This is a genomic window from Streptomyces sp. NBC_01390 (genome assembly GCF_045040105.1).
Classification (GTDB): Bacteria; Actinomycetota; Actinomycetes; order Streptomycetales; family Streptomycetaceae; genus Streptomyces.
Window position 1 is genome coordinate 10,041,910 of the sequence record NZ_CP109551.1, and the last position, 17,538, is coordinate 10,059,447.

15 protein-coding genes are annotated in these 17,538 nt (G+C 71.5%); 8 read left to right on the forward strand and 7 right to left on the reverse strand.

All coding sequences use genetic code 11. The features are described from left to right. The first annotated feature begins 114 nt into the window (after positions 1-114). From OG241_RS44960 to OG241_RS44975, 4 genes are all read left to right on the forward strand, one after another. Positions 115-1,095: an ornithine cyclodeaminase family protein gene (locus OG241_RS44960; protein WP_405824216.1), complete on the forward strand. Its 981-nt coding sequence runs from the start codon at positions 115-117 to the stop codon at positions 1,093-1,095. A gap of 327 nt (positions 1,096-1,422) precedes the next feature. Beyond that, entirely contained in the window at positions 1,423-2,571 is a 1,149-nt protein-coding gene (locus OG241_RS44965) for an NAD(P)/FAD-dependent oxidoreductase (RefSeq protein ID WP_405824218.1), read from the forward strand. Then, a complete protein-coding gene (locus OG241_RS44970) occupies positions 2,568-3,638 on the forward strand; it encodes a saccharopine dehydrogenase (protein ID WP_405824220.1) in 1,071 nt (356 codons plus the stop codon). The genes OG241_RS44965 and OG241_RS44970 overlap by 4 nt, the downstream gene beginning before the upstream one ends. Next, positions 3,635-4,846: a saccharopine dehydrogenase family protein gene (locus OG241_RS44975; RefSeq protein ID WP_405824222.1), complete on the forward strand. Its 1,212-nt coding sequence runs from the start codon at positions 3,635-3,637 to the stop codon at positions 4,844-4,846. The genes OG241_RS44970 and OG241_RS44975 overlap by 4 nt, the downstream gene beginning before the upstream one ends. Before the next feature lie 43 nt (positions 4,847-4,889). Here OG241_RS44975 and OG241_RS44980 read toward each other — a convergent pair whose 3' ends face one another. Genes OG241_RS44980 through OG241_RS44990 form a run of 3 tightly spaced genes read right to left on the reverse strand, consistent with a single transcriptional unit; the run spans position 4,890 to position 8,125 of the window. Beyond that, on the reverse strand, positions 4,890-6,116 hold the full coding sequence (locus OG241_RS44980) for a serine hydrolase domain-containing protein (RefSeq protein ID WP_405824224.1): 1,227 nt from the start codon (positions 6,114-6,116) through the stop codon (positions 4,890-4,892). Between the two features lie 60 nt (positions 6,117-6,176). Then, complete coding sequence (locus OG241_RS44985) at positions 6,177-7,553, reverse strand: MFS transporter (protein ID WP_405824226.1); 1,377 nt, start codon at positions 7,551-7,553, stop codon at positions 6,177-6,179. After that, positions 7,550-8,125: a TetR/AcrR family transcriptional regulator gene (locus tag OG241_RS44990; RefSeq protein WP_405824228.1), complete on the reverse strand. Its 576-nt coding sequence runs from the start codon at positions 8,123-8,125 to the stop codon at positions 7,550-7,552. The genes OG241_RS44985 and OG241_RS44990 overlap by 4 nt, the downstream gene beginning before the upstream one ends. Before the next feature lie 121 nt (positions 8,126-8,246). Between OG241_RS44990 and OG241_RS44995 the strand changes: the two genes are divergently transcribed. Beyond that, positions 8,247-8,684: a PPOX class F420-dependent oxidoreductase gene (locus tag OG241_RS44995; protein ID WP_405824230.1), complete on the forward strand. Its 438-nt coding sequence runs from the start codon at positions 8,247-8,249 to the stop codon at positions 8,682-8,684. A gap of 221 nt (positions 8,685-8,905) precedes the next feature. Then, positions 8,906-10,057, forward strand: coding sequence for a PQQ-binding-like beta-propeller repeat protein (locus OG241_RS45000; RefSeq protein WP_405824232.1), 1,152 nt, complete (start codon positions 8,906-8,908; stop codon positions 10,055-10,057). Positions 10,058-10,195: 138 nt separating this feature from the next. Here the strand turns inward: OG241_RS45000 and OG241_RS45005 are convergent, their stop codons facing one another. Beyond that, on the reverse strand, positions 10,196-11,569 hold the full coding sequence (locus OG241_RS45005; RefSeq protein ID WP_405824234.1) for an MFS transporter: 1,374 nt from the start codon (positions 11,567-11,569) through the stop codon (positions 10,196-10,198). 238 nt (positions 11,570-11,807) lie between these two features. Further along, positions 11,808-12,470 (reverse strand): TetR family transcriptional regulator, encoded by a 663-nt coding sequence (locus tag OG241_RS45010; RefSeq protein ID WP_006373511.1) that lies wholly within the window; start codon positions 12,468-12,470, stop codon positions 11,808-11,810. 131 nt (positions 12,471-12,601) lie between these two features. Here OG241_RS45010 and OG241_RS45015 point away from each other — a divergent pair, with 131 nt between their 5' ends. Then, positions 12,602-13,504 carry a shikimate dehydrogenase gene (locus OG241_RS45015; protein ID WP_405824236.1) on the forward strand — a complete coding sequence of 301 codons (903 nt, stop codon included), beginning with the start codon at positions 12,602-12,604 and terminating at the stop codon, positions 13,502-13,504. A gap of 38 nt (positions 13,505-13,542) precedes the next feature. Beyond that, on the forward strand, positions 13,543-15,345 hold the full coding sequence (locus OG241_RS45020) for a TIM barrel protein (protein WP_405824238.1): 1,803 nt from the start codon (positions 13,543-13,545) through the stop codon (positions 15,343-15,345). 25 nt (positions 15,346-15,370) lie between these two features. Here OG241_RS45020 and OG241_RS45025 read toward each other — a convergent pair whose 3' ends face one another. After that, a complete protein-coding gene (locus OG241_RS45025; RefSeq protein ID WP_405824240.1) occupies positions 15,371-16,837 on the reverse strand; it encodes a membrane-associated oxidoreductase in 1,467 nt (488 codons plus the stop codon). Between the two features lie 101 nt (positions 16,838-16,938). Further along, positions 16,939-17,538, reverse strand: coding sequence for a histidine phosphatase family protein (locus OG241_RS45030; protein ID WP_405824242.1), 600 nt, complete (start codon positions 17,536-17,538; stop codon positions 16,939-16,941).

Here is a 17,538-nt window from a genome sequence, read left to right on the forward strand (position 1 = left end):
GACGGTCTGATCGTCTGACCGCGAGAGCCGGCCGGGAGTCCCGATCAGGGGGCGCGTGTCATTCGGATGCGCGCGGGGGGTGCCAGAAGCCCCGATTCCGGAAAGGAAGAGGGAATGACCGACGACGTCCTCTTCCTCTCCCGGGACCGGGTGACGGCCCTCCTCGACGCCGACACGGCGATCGCCTCGCAGCGCGCGGCGTTCGGCGCGCTGGGCGCGGGTGGCGCCAGTCAGCCCGATCTGCCCGGGAAGATCATGCATCCCAGCCGCTTCGACGACAGTGTGGTCTTCGCGTACGTCTCCCGGCTGTCCCGGGACACCGGCGCGGTGGCGAAGTTCGGCAGCGTCAACCCCGGCAACGCGGCGGCCGGCCTGCCGAGTGTGCACGCCGTCATCACCGCCCTCGACCCGGTGACGGGCGAACTCGTCGCCGTCATGGACGGCACGGCCGTCACGACCCTGCGTACGGCCGCCGCCAGCGCCGTGGCCTTCGACGCGCTGTCCACCGCCGACAGCGCCGAACTGGCCCTGATCGGCTCGGGCACCCAGGCACTCGCCCACGCACGGGCCGTCGCCCGGGTACGTGACCTCAAGTCAGTCCGGGTGTGGAGCCCGAACCCGGAGCGGCGCGCACGGGCGGCGGAGCTGCTCGCGGCCGAACTCGGCATCGCCGCCGAGGCGACCGGCACCCCCCGGGAGGCGGTGACCGGGGCGTCCCTGGTCGCGGCCTGCACCCTCAGCACCACCCCCGTCGTGCGCGGCGCGTGGCTCGCGCCCGGGTGCACGGTGGTCAGCGTCGGGTCGTTCGAGCCGGCTCGCAGCGAGGTGGACGCCGGGGTCGTACGGCGGGCGGCGGCCGTCGTCGTCGACGACCCGGCGACCGCGGCGGAACACGCCGGACCGGTGGTCGACGCTCTCCGGGACCGCCTGCTGTCCCGAGAGGACCTGATCGGCCTCGGGCAGGTCCTCACAGGCGCACGCACCGCCCGCACGGGCCCCGACGACATCGTCTTCTACAACAGCGTCGGGCTGGGTGTACAGGACGCGGCGGCGGCCTGGGCTGTCATCCACGCGGCGAGGGGGGCGGGGCGATGAGGGGGCTTCGGCGGGTGGATGTGGTTGTGGTCGGTGGTGGGTACGGGCACGGTGACTGTCTGCCCGGGCGCCGGCGGCATGGTCTTCTGCCACGGAGTCGGGGTCGCAGTGCGGGACGCGGCGGTGGCCTGGCCTGTCCTGCGCGGGACGCGGGGTGCGGCGCGATGAGTGTGCTTCGGGAGGCGGCTGTGGTTGTGGTCGGCGGCGGCCGGGTGTGGGCTCGGGCGCGGCGACCACCTGTGCGGGCGTCGGCGGAACGGCCCTCCGAGGCCGCGTCGGGCTGTGCATGTGGGACGTGGCGGCTTACGCGGCATGCGGGGAGGGGCGATGACCGTGACACGGGCCGACGTGGTCGTGATCGGGGGTGGGGTGATGGGTACGAGCATCGCCTACCACCTGGCTCGGGCGGGAGTGCGGGACGTGGTTCTCGTCGAGCGCGACGAACTGGCCTCCGGGTCCACCTCGCGTGCCGCGGGCGGGGTCCGGGCGCAGTTCTCCGACGAGCTCAACATCCAGCTCGGGGCGCGCAGCCTGGAGGCGTTCGGACGGTTCGGGGAGGAGATCGGGCACGACATCGGACTGCACCGGGTCGGCTATCTCTTCCTCCTCTCCACGCCCGAGGACGTCGCGTCCTTCGAGGCGGGCGTCGCGCTGCAGAACGGCCTGGGCGTGCCCAGCCGGATGCTCACCCCCGCCGAGGCACACCGGCTGTCCCCGCTCATCACCACCGACGGCCTGCTGGCGGCGGCCTACTCGCCCGACGACGGCCACTGCACGCCGGAAGCGGTGGTCCACGGCTATGCCGCCGCCGCCCGACGCCACGGCGCGACCGTCCTGCGCCACACCGAGGTCACCGGCATCGAACGCGACGGCGACACCCTCACGGCCGTGGTCACCGACCAGGGCAGGATCGCCACCGGCACCGTGATCTGCGCGGCCGGCGCCTGGTCACGGGCGGTCGGCGCGATGGCGGGCGTCGACCTGCCCGTCGACCCCCTGCGCCGCCAGATCGCGGTCACCGAACCGGTCCCCGGACTGCCGCCTACGCTCCCCATGACCATCGACTTCAGCAGCAGCCTCTACTTCCACACCGAGGGACCCGGCCTGCTCCTCGGCATGTCCGACCCCGACGAGACGACCGGCTTCGCCACCGACACCCACGACCGCTGGATCCCCCGCCTGTACGAGGCGATGGAACACCGGGCGCCCGCCCTGCTCGACCTGCGCCGCACAGGCGGCTGGGCGGGCCTGTACGAGATCACGCCGGACCACAACGCCCTGATCGGGGAGGCGAGTTCACCCTCCAGGTTCCTCTACGCGACGGGGTTCTCCGGCCACGGATTCCTCCAGGGACCGGCGGTCGGCGAGGTGGTCCGTGACCTGTACCTCGGCCGCGTACCCTTCGTCGACATCAGCCCCTTGAACGCCGGCCGTTTCGCGGCCGATGCCCTGCGCCCGGAGGTCAACCTCGTATGACCGAGCTCCACTTGTGGCTGCGCCACGAGACCCGTACGACCGAACGCCGCACCCCCGTCGTCCCCTCCGACGCCCGCCGGCTCGTCGAACAGGGGGTGCGCCTGACCGTCGAGGAGTCCCCGCAGCGGATCTTCCCGACCGAGGAGTACGAGGCTGTCGGCTGCGGCACCGCCGACGCCGGGTCCTGGGTCTCCGCCCCCTCGGACGCGGTGATCGTCGGCCTCAAGGAACTCCCCGACCGGCCGGGCGAGTTGCGCCACCGGCACATCTTCTTCGGGCACGCCTACAAGGGCCAGCCGGGCGCGGCCGAGCTGCTCGGCCGCTTCGTCGCCGGCGGCGGGGCGCTGCTGGACCTGGAGTATCTGGCGGACGACCAGGGGCGCAGGCTGGCCGCCTTCGGTTACTGGGCCGGATATCTGGGGGCGGCCCTCGCCGTGCTCCAGCACCGGGGCAGGCTCGCGACTCCGTTGCGACCGACCACCCAGGAGGAGCTGGCCTCCGAACTCCGTTCCAGTACGGGGGAGTTGAGCGCACTGGTGATCGGCGCCCTGGGCCGCAGCGGACGCGGGGCGCGTGTCGCGCTCGCCGAGGCCGGCGTCGAGCCGACCTGCTGGGACCTGGCCGAGACTCGGAACCTGGACCGACCGGCCCTGCTGGCCCACGAGTTGCTGGTCAACACCGTCCTCACCACCAGCCCGGTCCCGCCCTTCCTGACCGACGAGGATCTGGAGACCCCCGGCCGCCGCCTCCGTACCCTCTCGGACGTCACCGTCGACGTCGGCTCGCCCATGAACCTCCTCCCGGTGTACGACACCGCCACCACCTGGGACGACCCCGTGCGCAGGCTGCGGGACGAGCCGCCGCTCGACCTGATCGCCATCGACAACCTGCCTTCCCTGCTGCCTCGCGAGGCCAGCACGGACTTCTCGGCCGCCCTGGTGCCCCAGCTGCTCGACTTCGAGGTGGGCGGCGCCTGGGGACGCTGTCTGGCACGGTTCGACGAGACATGCCGTGAACTCGGCCTGGTCAAGGGCGAGTCGGGAAGCGAAGGGGGAGTGGGCGCATGACGGACAAGGTTCCCGCGAGCGGTACCGTCCACTGGATCGGCGTGGGTCTGTCCACGGGCGGCGGACTGGCCGCGCTCTGCGACAGCGACGCCGTGCGACAGGTACGGGTGTGGCACCGCACCAAGGACCGCGCGGCCGAGGCCCTCGCCCACCTGGGGCTCACCGGCCGCGCCGAACCCCGCGCCTACGACCTCCCCGCGCTCAGCGCCGAACTGGCTCCCGGAGACGTGGTCGTCTCCATGCTCCCGGCGCCCGAGCACGCCCCGCTGCTGGCCGCCTGCGTCCTCGGCGGCGCCCACTTCGCGTGTTCGAGCTATGTGTCGGAGGCGGTGCTCGAACATGTTCCGGCGGCCGAGGCGGCCGGTCTGGTCGTCCTCACCGAGTGCGGGCTCGACCCGGGCATCGACCACCTCTTCGCGCACAGCCTGGTCACCCGCGCCGAGCACGCCATCGGCACCGGCACACCGGCCTCGTACCGCCTCACGTCGTACTGCGGAGGCATCCCCGCGGTGCCCAACGACTTCAGGTACCGGTTCAGCTGGGCGCCCGCAGGAGTGCTCAACGCCCTTCGCTCACCCGCCCGTTACATCGAGGACGGCGCCGAGACGGTCGCCGACCGGCCCTGGGAGGTCACCCGTCCGCATGTGATCGACGGGGAGACCTTCGAGGTGTACCCGAACCGGGACAGCGTGCCGTTCGTCGAGCAGTACGAGCTGCCGACGGCATGGAAGGCGCGGGCGTTCGTCCGGGGCACCCTGCGCCTGGACGGCTGGCTCACCGCCTGGGACAGCGTCTTCGAGGAGCTGAAGGGCGGCAACGACGAGCGGATCGGCGCGCTGGCAAGGGAGTTGGCGGCACGCTACCCGACGACCGACGCCGACCGCGACCGAGTGGTCCTCGCCGTGTCCCTTGAGGTGGACGCGGATGAACACGCGGAGGGGGATGGGGGCGGCGACGGAGACGGGGACGGTGGTTCCGGGCGGCGGCGAAGCTGGTCCGGCCGCTATCTCCTCGACCTGGAGGGCGACGCCGCCGAGAGCGCGATGGCCCGCTGCGTCTCCCGCACGCTGGCCCTGGGTGTCGGGCACATCCTCGACGGTTCGCTGCCGCCGGGCCTGAGCCGCGCCGCCGAGACGGCACGGCGATCGGACGAGTGGCTGGCTGAACTCGGCGGGGAGGGACTGGAGTTCAGGCTCACCGTCGGCTGACGGCGGAGCGCTCCCCGCCTTTCGACAACTGTCGGGGTCGTCTCTATCCGGTGACGACCGCCTCGTGCACCAGACGCTTGAGGTCCTGCCAGTACGGCCGGCTGGTCCTGTGTCGCACCTGGGTCATGAACTGCACTGTCAGATCACGGCCCGGGTCGACCCAGAACGTCGTCGTCGCCACCCCGCTCCAGCCGTACGTGCCGAGGCCGGCCGGGGCCAGGGTGCGGTCCGGGTCGATCACCACCGAGACCCCGAGGCCGAATCCGACACCCGCGTTGCCGGGTTCGTCGTGCGGTCGGGCACCGAAGGTCCGCAGGTCGGCGCCGCCCGGCAGGTGGTTGGAGGTCATCAGGGCCACGGTGTCGGCCGACAGGACACGGACGCCGTCGAGTTCGCCGCCCCGGCGCAGCATCTCCATGAACCGGTGGTAGTCGTGAGCGGTGGCGACCATACCGCCACTGCCGGACAGGAACCGGGGGCGGCCCCTCAGCGGCAGGCCGAGGGTCGGCTCGATGCCGCCGTCCTCCGTCTCCCCGTACAACTCGGCCAGCCGGTCCGCCTGTTCGTCGGTCACACAGAAACCGGTGTCCGTCATACCGAGCGGGCCGAGGACACGGTCGGTGACGAACTCGTCCAGCGGTCGGCCTGACGCCACCTCGATGACCCGGCCCAGGACGTTCGTGGCGACCGAGTAGTTCCACTGGGTGCCCGGCTCGAACTGGAGCGGCAGACTCGCGTACACCGCGCAGGTCTCCGCCAGGGTCGAACCCGGCACCACCGACGACTCCAGGTTGGCGGCGCGGTAGAGGGCGTCGACGGGGTGCGAGTGGTAGAAGGCGAAGGTGAGGCCCGCCGTGTGGGTCAGCAGATGCCTCAGCAGCAGAGGTTGGGCGGGCCGGGTGCCGAGGTCGCTGCCGGAACCGCTCACGTACACCCGCGGGTCGGCGAACTCCGGCAGGAAACGGGAGACGGGGTCCGTGAGGGAGAGCCGGCCCTCCTCCAGGAGGATCAGCGCGGCCACCGAGGTGACCGGTTTGCTCATGGAGTAGATCCGCCACAGCGTGTCGGCCTCGACCGGCAGCCCGGCCGCCACGTCGCGCCGGCCGTACGTGGTGAGGTGTGCGACGCGGCCGGCGCGGGCCACGGACACGAGGAAACCGGGAAGGTGTCCCTCGTCGACCACGTGGGCGAAGTGCTGGTCGAGGCGGTGCAGCGCCTTCGCGTCCAGTCCTGCCTCGCCCGGCTCGACCTCTTGTCGCAGCAGTGCCATCGTTCCCCTCCGGTCGTTCGAAGTGCCGTGCTGTCATACCCCGAAAGGATCACCACAGGCCTACGACCCCCCATGGTGTCGCAGGGACCCGGCAGGCGTCGCCCTCCGTTCACCCATGTCCGGCAGCCTCAGTGCGGCCGGCACACCCACAAGGGCCGTACACGCGAGCACGGGCAGCGCGGTCCGTAGCCCGTCGGTCATGGTGGCGAGGGTCGCCGCCGTGGCCACCCCGAGGACCGGCCCGACGTTCATCGCCGTCTGCTGCAACCCGCCGGCCACCCCGGCGGACCCGAGCGGGGCATGCCGTACGACGACGGCCGTCGCGGTCACCATCACGGCGGCGAAACCCGCTCCGAGCAGCAGGAATCCACCGCCGACCGGCACGGCTGCGGCCGCCCGGAACAGGACGGACACCCCGAGCGCGAGCAGGACCAGACCGGCCGCGGTCGTCCGCCGGGCCCCGTACCGACGCATCAGTACGGCGGCCCACGGCGCTCCCAGCACCATCGCGACGCCGCCCGGCAGCGCGGCCAGAGCGGTGCGCAGCGGGTCCATGCCCAGCTCACTCTGGAGCACGTAACTGGCCACGAAGAGTGTGCCGAACATCGCAGCCGACGCGAGCACGAGAATGCCCAGCGCGGCACCCACGACCGGCGATCCGAGCACCTCGGGCGGCAGCAGGGGGTCACCGGTACGCCGTTCGTGGCGTACGAGGACGAGGCCCGCGCCCACCGCTGTGAGCAGCCCGAGGACGGCTGACGGACTCCAGCCGTGCCCGGGGACACCGACGAGCGTGTGCACGAGACAGGCGAGGGTCACTGCGAGCAGTGCGGCACCGGGGAGATCGAGCCGCGCGGGTCCGGCCGAGGGCAGCGGACCGGGGTGGGGAGCCCGGACGGCCGATGCGAGTACGCCCAGCACCAGCGCCGGTACGACATTGAGGAAGAACACCGCCCGCCAGCCCAGCTGGGTCACCAGGACGCCTCCCACCAGCGGGCCGGCCGCCGCCGCGACTCCGATCGCGCTGGTCCGCAGCGCGATAGGCATCCCCAGCCGGTCGGGCGGGAACGCGGCCCGCAGCATTCCGAGCGTGGCGGGCTGCAGCAGTGCGCCGAAGACCCCCTGGACGACCCGCAGCGCGATCACCCACCGCACCCCGGACGCGAACCCGATGCCTGCCGACGCCGCTCCGAAGCCCAACATCCCGATGGTGAACAGCCGTTGGTGCCCGTACCGGTCGCCGAGCCGCCCGGCGAACACCAGCAGACCGGCCACCGCGATGAGATACCCGGTGCTCGTCCACTGGACCTCGGCGAAGGAGGCGTGCAGCTCCCGTTGCAGGGTGGGCTGCGCGATGGTCAGCACGGTGCCGTCGAGTGCGACGACCACCGCCCCGATCACACTGCTCGCGAGAGCAACCTTCCGATGAGCGCTCACCGCTCCTCCGGACCGAGGTGCGCTTCGAGGGCCGTGTGCAGCAGGGGCGCGAAGTCGTCGGCGCCGGTGGTGAGTTGAAGACTGCCCCAGGCCCACAGCTGGGCGATGCCGTAGAGGTTCGCCAGCAGCGCCCCCGCGACGAGCCGGGCGTCGGCGTCCGGCCGGGCCTGTCCGACGAGCTCCACCAGCAGGCCGAAGACGGGCAGGCTGGCCTCGCGCAGCCCCAACGTGTTGCTCTCCAGCAGGTCGTGACGGAACATCAGCTCGTGCATGCCCCGGTTGGTGAGCGCGAAGTCCAGGTACACGCGTCCGAGCGTCGCGATCCGCTCCCGTGGGGCCGCAGCGGGCCCGCTCTCCTCGATCGCCGCTGATCCCCTGGCCGCCAGCTCGGCGAAGCCGCGGCGCGCGATGGCGGACAGCAGCTCCAGATGGGTCGGGAAGTACCGACGCGGGGCGCCGTGCGAGACGCCGGCCCGGCGGGCGATCTCCCGAAGGCTGAGCGCGTGGACACCTTCCGAGGTCACCAGGTCGACGCCGGCGTCGATGAGCCGGGTACGCAGCGAATCATTCATAGACAGTGTCTACAGGAAGTCGGTAGACACTGTCTACCGCGTTTCGGGAAAGCGGGGGGACTGGAAGGACCGGAGCGGCCCGGATCGGAATGGCGGACCCCCGAAGCGCGTTGAGCGAGACATGACTCAGGACGACGCGCAGGACCCGCTCCTCAAGCTGCTCTCCGAGTACGACGGCGGAGTGCTGACGACCATCAAGGCCGACGGCCGCCCCCAGCTCTCGAACGTCAACCACACCTACGCACCCGATGAACGCACCGTACGCATCTCCCTCACGGACTCCCGCGCCAAGACCCGCAACCTGCGCCGGGACCCGCGAGTCTCCTACCATGTGACCAGCGACGACCGCTGGGCGTACACCGTGGTCGAGGGCGTGGCCGATCTGACGCCCGTGGCACAGGACCCGCACGACGAAACCGTCGAGGAACTGGTCCGGCTCTACCGGGCCGTACGGGGCGAGCACCCCGACTGGGACGACTACCGCGCGGCCATGGTCCGGGACGGGCGGCTCGTACTGCGGATCAGGGTGGAAAGGGCGTACGGCCTGCCCCGCCGCTAGGGTCCTGGTGGCCGTACCCCGGGCGCCCTCGCCGGCACTTCCGCGCGCCGGTCCGGACCATCGGCCTCCCCACGCTTCTTCGTCCTTGAAGGACTATGAGACCCGCCAGGGGGCAACCGCACCCGACGAAGTTGATGCACCCGCGCGCATCGCTGCGGCGATGCCGGAGGACGAGGGATGTCTGAGTGAATCTTCGAAGAACCATCACTGTCCTGTTAGGCGTGGCGCTGTCGGTTCTCGGGCTCGTGACACCGGCCGGCGCCCAATCGGTCACGACCGGCGTCACGACCACCTACCAGATCAACGCACGCCACGACGGCAGTCTCGTCGACACCGCCGTGGGCGCGCCGCCGCTCAGCCAGAAGTGGTCCCGCGACCTGGGTGGGGACGTCTCCTACCCCGTCGTGGCCGGCGGGCGCGTCTTCGCCACCGCTTCCTCGCCGAGCGGGTACGGCACCGTCCTCTACGCCGTCGACGCGGCCACGGGCAAGGACGCCTGGGCGCCCGTCGACCTCGGCGGCACCTACTGGTGGTCCGCGCTCGCCTACGGGGGCGGTCGGCTCTACGCGCAGAACTACGACGGCGAGCTGACGGCGTTCAACCCGGCCAGTGGAAAGAAGCTCTGGACCGTCTCGCTGCCCGGGCAGTATTCCTTCACCTCTCCGCCCACTTTCGCCGACGGCGTCGTGTACACGGGCGGCGCCGGCTCGGGCGGCACCCTGTACGCGGTGAACGCGGCCAGCGGTGCGGTGCTCTGGACCCGGCCGGTCGCGAACGGGGACAACAGCTCGCCCGCCGTCACGGCGAACGGGGTCTACGTCTCGTACGCCTGCGAGCAGACGTACGCCTTCGCCCCCAAGTCGGGCGACCCGTTGTGGCACCACGACACGGAGTGCTCCGGCGGCGGGGGCCGCACCCCCGTCGTCGCCGACGGCGGTGTCTGGATTCGCGACGACGCAGGGATGACCCCCACGGTCCTGGGCGCCGCCGACGGGCAGGTCCGTGGCACGTACGAGGCCACGGGCTGGTCGCCGGCACCGGCGTTCGACGGCCGCCAGGGCTACTTCGTCGACAACGGTGTCCTTCAGGAGCGGCACAGCCGCACGCTGGCCAGCCGCTGGAAGTTCGAGGGTGACGGCCAGATCAGTACGGCGCCGATCGTCGTCAACGGTTACGTCTACGTCGGCTCACGAAGCGGTCGGCTGTGGGCGCTCAACGGCGCCACCGGTCAGTCCGTCTGGTCCACCGACGTCGGCGCGTCGATCGAGGAGCCCGACGAGCACAACGTGTCCCAGCCGCTGACCGGTCTCGGTGCGGGCGGCGGGCTCGTGGTCGTTCCGGCCACCAGCCTGCTGGTCGCGTACGGGCAGTGAGCGGCGGGGGTGGCAGCCGGTCCCGGCGGTCACCCCCTGGCCCCGGGGCGGAGGAATCCCCGCCGACTCGGCCGCGACCGCCCAGGTCCCCGAACAGCCCATCGCTGTCGGGGACCTGGGCGGGAGCGAGGGTGGGGCTCAGGCCGACACGGCCTCGCGCTTCGCCACGTTCTCGGCGTCGCGCTCACCGAGTCGCTCGGTGGGCACCCGGTGTGTCTCACGCGCCGTGATCGCGGCCAGCATCGGCGGGATGCACAGAGCGGCCGTGAACAGGGCGACGGAGGACCAGTCGTCCCCGTCGGGACCGGCGATCTCCGCGGCGAAGGTGACCGCGAAACCGGCGACCGCGAAACCGATCTGCGTACCGATCGCCATGCCCGACAGCCGTACCCGGGTCGAGAACATCTCGCCGTAGAAGGAGGGCCACGTGCCGTTCGCGGCGCTGTAGAGCACACCGAAGGTGACGATGCCCAGGCCCATGATCAGCGGGTACGAGCCCGTGGAGATCGCCCACAGGTAGAGGAACATCATGACCGCGCTGCCGGCGGCGCCGATCAGGAACACGGGGCGGCGGCCGATGCGGTCGGACAGTGTGGCCCAGAGCGGGATCGCGGCCAGCGCGACCACGTTGGCAAGCGCGGCCACCCACAGCATCGACGTGCGGTCCATGCCGACCGCGTCGCTGGTCGCGTACGCCAGCGCCCACACCGTGAAGATCGTGGAGACCGAGGCGACCAGCGCGCCCGCGACGACCCGCAGGACGTCCGCCCAGTGCTCACGCAGCAGGATCAGCAGCGGCAGCTTCACGACGCCCTCGGTGGCGGTCTGCTGGGCGAAGGCCGGGGTCTCCTGCAGGTTGCGGCGGATGACGTAGCCGACGACGGCGACCGCGATGCTCAGCCAGAACGGTATCCGCCAGCCCCAGGACAGGAGTTGGTCCTCGGGCATCGCGGCGATCGGGATGAAGACCAGGGTGGCGAGGAGCTGGCCGCCCTGGGTGCCGCTCAGGGTGAAACTGGTGAAGAAGCCGCGCCTGCCCGGCGGGGCGTGTTCGAGCGTCATGGAGTTGGCGCTCGCCTGCTCACCGGCCGCCGAGATGCCCTGCAGGACACGGCAGAGCACGAGCAGGACCGGAGCGAGGGTGCCGACCTGGCCGCGGGTGGGCAGACAGCCGATGAGGAACGTCGACAGGCCCATCAGGATCAGCGTGAAGACCATGATCTTCTTGCGGCCGACCCGGTCGCCGAAGTGACCGAGGAAGAGCGCGCCGACCGGGCGGGCGGCGTACGCGACACCGAAGGTGGCCAGCGACAGCAGGGTCGCGGTGGCCGGGTCGGACTCGTCGAAGAAGACCTTGGGGAAGATCAGGGCGGCGGCACTGCCGTAGATGAAGAAGTCGTAGTACTCCAGGGCGCTGCCGATCCAGGCGGCCGTGGCGGCCTTCCTCGGCTGGCCGCCGGCTGGGGCGTCCAGGGGTGCTGCGGGGTCGCGGGGTGCGACGGAATCCGCCACGGCATGCTCCTTCGGGGGTACTCCACCCATGGTGGAGTGAGCGGAGGGGGAGGGAGGGGGGAAGGTGCCGGACCCCTGGGGTGACGGGACGGCTGTGCCGGGAGCGACCCGGCTAATTAACCCACTGGGTAGTTAGTAGCGGTGGCTACGGATGTTGCGCCCACGTTTCCCGGGTGTCAAGAGGTCGCGGCGAAGGATCTTGCCCTCGCCGACCCGTGCGGGCTCCGTCCTGCCCTCGTCAGGCCGTACGGTCCGCCGTCAGATAGGCGATGACCATGTCGCCGAGCATCGCCCGGTAGTGCTCCCGCTGGTCCGGAGCCGTCAGGTCGCGGCCGAACAGGGCGCCGAAGGTGTGCCGGTTGGCCACCCGGAAGAAGCAGAAGGAGCTGATCATGGCGTGCAGGTCCACGGCGTCCACCTCGGCGGTGAACAGGCCCGACGCGCGACCCGACGCCAGGATCCGGCGGATCACCTCCAACGCGGGCGAACCGATCTTCCCCAGCTGCTCGGAGGCGGCGATGTGCTCGGCCTCGTGGATGTTCTCGATGCTCACCAGGCGGATGAAGTCCGGGTGCGCCTCGTGGTGGTCGAAGGTGAGCTCCGCCAGCCGCCGGATCGCCGCGACCGGGTCCAGATGCTCGACGTCGAGGTCCTGTTCGGCCTGCCGGATCACGGAGTACGCGTGCTCCAGGACGGCTGTGAACAGCTGCTCCTTGCCGCCGAAGTAGTAGTAGATCATCCGCTTGGTGGTACGGGTGAGCGCGGCGATCTCGTCCACGCGGGCCCCCGCCAGGCCGGCCCGCGCGAACTCCTTGGTGGCCACGTCGAGAATCTCGGCCCTGGTCCGGGCGGCGTCGCGAATGCGCCCGCCTGTGTGTACCGGTTCTTCGACGCTGGTCATCGGGTTCCTTCGGGCGAGGGGCCTGTCCCGTGATTCTAGAAGCACCGCCGAAGCATCCCCGGGGGCTTCCCTGTGGCCCTCTGGTGCTGATATAGCTAACGTACTAGTTCGTACATTAATGGAGGTCGGCCGTGGCCAAGGACTCGTTTCTCGTCGGGCTCATCGGCTCCGGCATCGGCCCGTCGCTGAGCCCCGCGCTGCACGAGCGGGAGGCCGACCGGCAGGGGCTGCGCTATCTGTACCGGCTGATCGACATCGAGACGCTGGGCGTCGAGGCACACGCGGTGGGAGATCTCGTACGGGCCGCCCGCGACCTCGGGTTCGACGGGCTGAACATCACACATCCGTGCAAGCAGCTCGTCATCGAACACCTCGATGACCTCGATCCGCAGGCCGAGGCGCTCGGCGCTGTCAACACCGTGGTCTTCGAGGACGGCCGCGCGATCGGTCACAACACCGACGTGACCGGCTTCGCCGCCTCCTTCGCCCGCGGCCTGCCCGACGCCCCGCTGGACCGGGTCGTGCAGCTCGGGGCCGGCGGCGCGGGCGCCGCGGTCGCCCACGCCACCCTCACCCTCGGCGCCGGCCAGGTCACCGTCGTCGACGCGCTGCCCGACCGGGCCGCCGACCTCGCCGCGTCCCTCAACCGGCACTTCGGCGAGGGCCGGGCGACGGCCACGACGCCCGACCGGCTGGCGGCGCTGATCGGCCGGTCCGACGGTGTCGGTGTCGGTGTCGGTGTAGACGGACTGGTGCACGCGACACCCACCGGTATGGCCGCCCACCCCGGCCTGCCCCTCCCCGCCGAACTGCTGCACCCGGGTCTGTGGGTCGCGGAGGTCGTCTACCGCCCGCTGGAGACCGAGCTGCTGCGTACGGCCCGTGCGCTGGGCTGCGCCACGCTCGACGGTGGTGGCATGGCCGTCTTCCAGGCCGCAGACGCGTTCCGTCTCTTCACCGGCCGCGAACCCGACACCGCGCGCATGCTGGCCGACATCGCGGAACTGGCGGGCGCGCTCCCGGCACCGAAGTAGCAGTGACGTCGAGGCAACGAGAAGGCAGAGGTACCGACGTGCGTACGTCCATCGCCACCGTGTCGCTCAGCGGCACCCTGACCGAGAAACTCGCGGCCGCCTCCCGGGCCGGCTTCGACGGGGTCGAGATCTTCGAGAACGACCTGCTCGCCAGCCCCCTCACCCCCGAGGAGATCCGCGCCCGCTGCGCCGACCTCGGCCTCACCATCGACCTCTACCAGCCGATGCGTGACATCGAGGCCGTGCCCGACGACGAGTTCGCCCGCAACCTGCGCCGCGCCCGGCACAAGTTCGAGCTGATGCGCCGCCTCGGCACCGACACCGTCCTCGTCTGCTCCAGCGTCTCCCCGCTCGCCCTCGACGACGACGCCCTCGCCGCCGCCCAGCTGGGCGAACTGGCCGACCTGGCACAGGACTTCGGCGTCCGCGTCGCCTACGAGGCGCTCGCGTGGGGACGGCACGTCAGTACGTACGACCACGCCTGGAGCATCGTCGAGGCGGCCGACCACCCCGCGCTCGGCACCTGCCTCGACAGCTTCCACATCCTCTCCCGGAGCTCGGAACCGAAGGACCTCGAAGGCATCGCGGACATCCCCGGCGAGAAGATCTTCTTCCTCCAGCTGGCCGACGCCCCGCTGCTCGCCATGGACGTGCTGCAGTGGAGCCGCCACTACCGCTGCTTCCCGGGACAGGGCGGCTTCGACATCGCGGGCCTCCTACGACACGTCGTCCGGGCCGGCTACGACGGTCCACTGTCCCTGGAGGTCTTCAACGACGTGTTCCGGCAGTCCGAGGCCGGACCCACCGCTGTCGACGCCCGGCGCTCACTCCTCGTCCTCCAGGAGAGCATCGGCCTCGCCCCGCTGCCCGAGCCCGTCGTCCCCACCGAGATCGCCTTCGCCGAACTCGTCACCTCCGACGCCGAACCCGTCACGACCGTCCTCGGCGCGCTCGGCCTCGCCCGTACGGCACGCCACCGCAGCAAGCCCGTGGACCTCTGGGAGTGCGGTGCGGCCCGCATCCTCGTCAACACCGGCCCGGCCGCCCGCCGTGAGGGCACCGGTCTGGCCGCCGTCGGCCTGGAGTCACCGGACCCCGCGGGCGCCGCCCGCCGGGCGGAGGCGCTCCTGGCCCCGGTCCTGCCCCGCCGCCGCGCCTCTCAGGACACCCCGCTCGACGCGGTGGCCGCCCCCGACGGCACGGAACTCTTCTTCTGCGCCACGAACCGCCCCGAACTCCCCAACTGGCGCGCCGACTTCGAGACCACCGGCACCGCCGGGAACATTGAGGGCGGCGTCGGCCGCATCGACCATCTGGCCCTCACCCAGCCCTGGCACCACTTCGACGAGGCCGCCCTCTTCCACCGCAGTGTCCTCGGGCTGCACGGGCAGGAGAGCGTCGACGTCGCCGACCCGTACGGGCTCTTCCGCAGCAGGGCCGTCACCAACTCCGGTGGCAGCGTACGTATCGCGCTCGCCGTCGGTCCCGCGCCCAGCGAGGGCGAGACCCGCGCCCAGCACATCGCGCTGGCCACCGACGACGTGATCGCCGCCGCCCGGCGCTTCCGGGCAGCCGGCGGGAGACTCCTGCCGATGCCCGCGAACTACTACGACGACCTCGCCGCCCGCTACGAGTTCGGCGAGGGCGAGTTGGCGACCTACCGCGAACTCGGCATCCTCTACGACCGTGACGCACAGGGCGAGTTCAGGCACTGCTACACCCGGACCGTGGGCCGCGTCTTCTTCGAACTGGTCCAGCGCGACGGTGGCTACCAGGGCTACGGCGCCCAGAACGCACCGGTACGGCTCGCCGCCCAGCACGCACAACACCCGCTTCACTGACGGGAGTCACCACTGCCGGTCCCGACTACCGGGTGACGCTCCTGCTCACACCGGCGATGACGGTGGTGGCCAGGATCCAGCCGGTCAGGATGAGGACGTACGACAGGAACTGGTACCCGCCCGTCGGCGCGAAGGCATCCTCCTGGCCGAAGGAGATCACCGGGAGGAGCAGGTCGAGGGTGTAGAAGACTGGGTTGAACTGCGGGGCCTCGTCGGCCTTGAGCGGTTGCGGGTGGTGCAGGGCGTACGCGATCGAGCCGGCCGCCAGCAGTGACAGCAGCCAGACGGCGGCGCGCAGCGGACGGAAGCCGTAGCCGACGGTGGTGTCCTGGAGATGGCCCCAGGCCCGGCCGATCCAGGGCAGGGTGGCCCGGTGCCGGCGCTGCTTGGCGAGCTGGACCCGGCGAGCCGCGCCCTCGTCGCCGACATGCCGGTACGCGGCGGCCAACTGCTCGTAGGCGTACGGGACATAGCCGTCGCCGTCCCGTTCCAGCAGGGGCAGGCGGAGGTGGGCCGGCTCGGTCGGATTGAGTGCCGTGTAGCTGAGGTTGTTGAAGAGCACCTCGCCCGGCGCGACCTCCGACTCGAAGCCCAGTACGTCGATCCGGGAGCGGCGCAGATGCAGCCTGCCCTCGATCGGCGCGCACCGGTACAGCCACAGCTCCCCGATGACGCAACTGCTGGCCCGCAGAGCCGTACCGCCGGGGTTGGACAGCCGTGCGCCCGTGAAGTCGAGAGAGCCCGCGATCCGGGAGCCGCGCAGGTCGATGCCGCCCTGGGTGCGCAGATTCCGTGCCCGTATGTCGGCCCGCACTTCGAGGGACCGCGCGCACAGGGCGTGGTCGCCGGGGTTGGTCAACTCGGCGTCGTCCAGCGAGATCGACCCGCCCACCGTGGCACCGTCGAGCAACACCTTGCCCCGCGCCCGTAGCCCGGGTGCCGCGAAGCCGTCGCCGAGCACGGCCTGATGGAGCTGGAGCACCGCCACGGACGGGTCGGACGTGGTGAGTTCGGCGCCGTCCATGAAGAGCGCGCCGGCGATCTCGGCGCCGGCCAGCCGCACCGTCCCGCGCACTCGGCAGAGGGTCATGCGGAGCGGGCCGTCGATCCGCGTACTCGCGAGGTTGACCGCGGGGAGCACCGAGCCACGCAGGTTCAGCTGACGCAGCCGGGTGCCGTAGAGATCGGGCGACTCGTCGAAGTGGCAGTAGCGCAGATGGATGGGGTGGTCCACCACCGCGTACGCGAGCTTCAGTTGCCCCGTGACACGGGCTCCCGACAACCGGAGCGTGGGGATCTCGCCGTCCTCCCGCGCTGCGCCGAGGAACAGGGCCCGCAGCACAGCGGCGCGTACCGTCCGCTCCGGTCCCCAGTCGGAGCCGAGAGCCGGATTGTCGGCCTCCGCGTCACCCTCGCGGAAGTCCACGGGCTCGCCCCTGGGGAAGGCCCGCCACACCCGCTCCTCGGCCGCCGTCAGCTCGTTGATCTCCATCGGGGCGACTCTGACGCGCCTTCGGCACTCATGTCAATCGGGTCCGGGGACAAAGCCCCGGACCCGATTGGCACTTCAGTTGCCCGCCCTGGGCGGGCGGCTCAACTCGCCGCTTCCCAGCGGGAGTTCCATTCCGTGATCACGGGACGGTCGTGCTCCGTGGAGAGCCTGCTGACCGTGGCCGTCGCGAGCTGGAACAGCTGCCCGTCGGCGGGCGGCAGCCCGAGGTAACGGGCCGTCAGCACACGCAGGAAGTGTCCGTGCGCCACCAGGATCACGTCACCCTCCCCGAGGGCGTCCGCGATACGGGCCAGCACGCGGTCCGCGCGCCGGCCCACCTCCTCGGGCGACTCGCCAGGGTGTCCGTCGGGGCCGGGTACCACCCCGTCCGTGAACAGGAACCAGTCGGGCCGGGTGCGCTGGATCTCGGCGGTCGTCACGCCCTCGTAGCCGCCGTAGTCCCACTCGTGCAGGTCCGGGTCGGTCAACGCCCCGGACAGGCCCGCGAGTTCGGCGGTGCGGACCGCGCGGGTGAGAGGGCTGGTCAGTACTCGGGCGAAGGTCCGTCCGGCGAGGAGCGGAACGAGGGACTTGGCCTGTTCCTCGCCGTGCGCGGTGAGGGGCAGGTCGGTCCAGCTGGTGTGCTGTCCCGACGCGCTCCACTCCGTCTCGCCGTGGCGGACCAGCAGAAGGTCACCCAC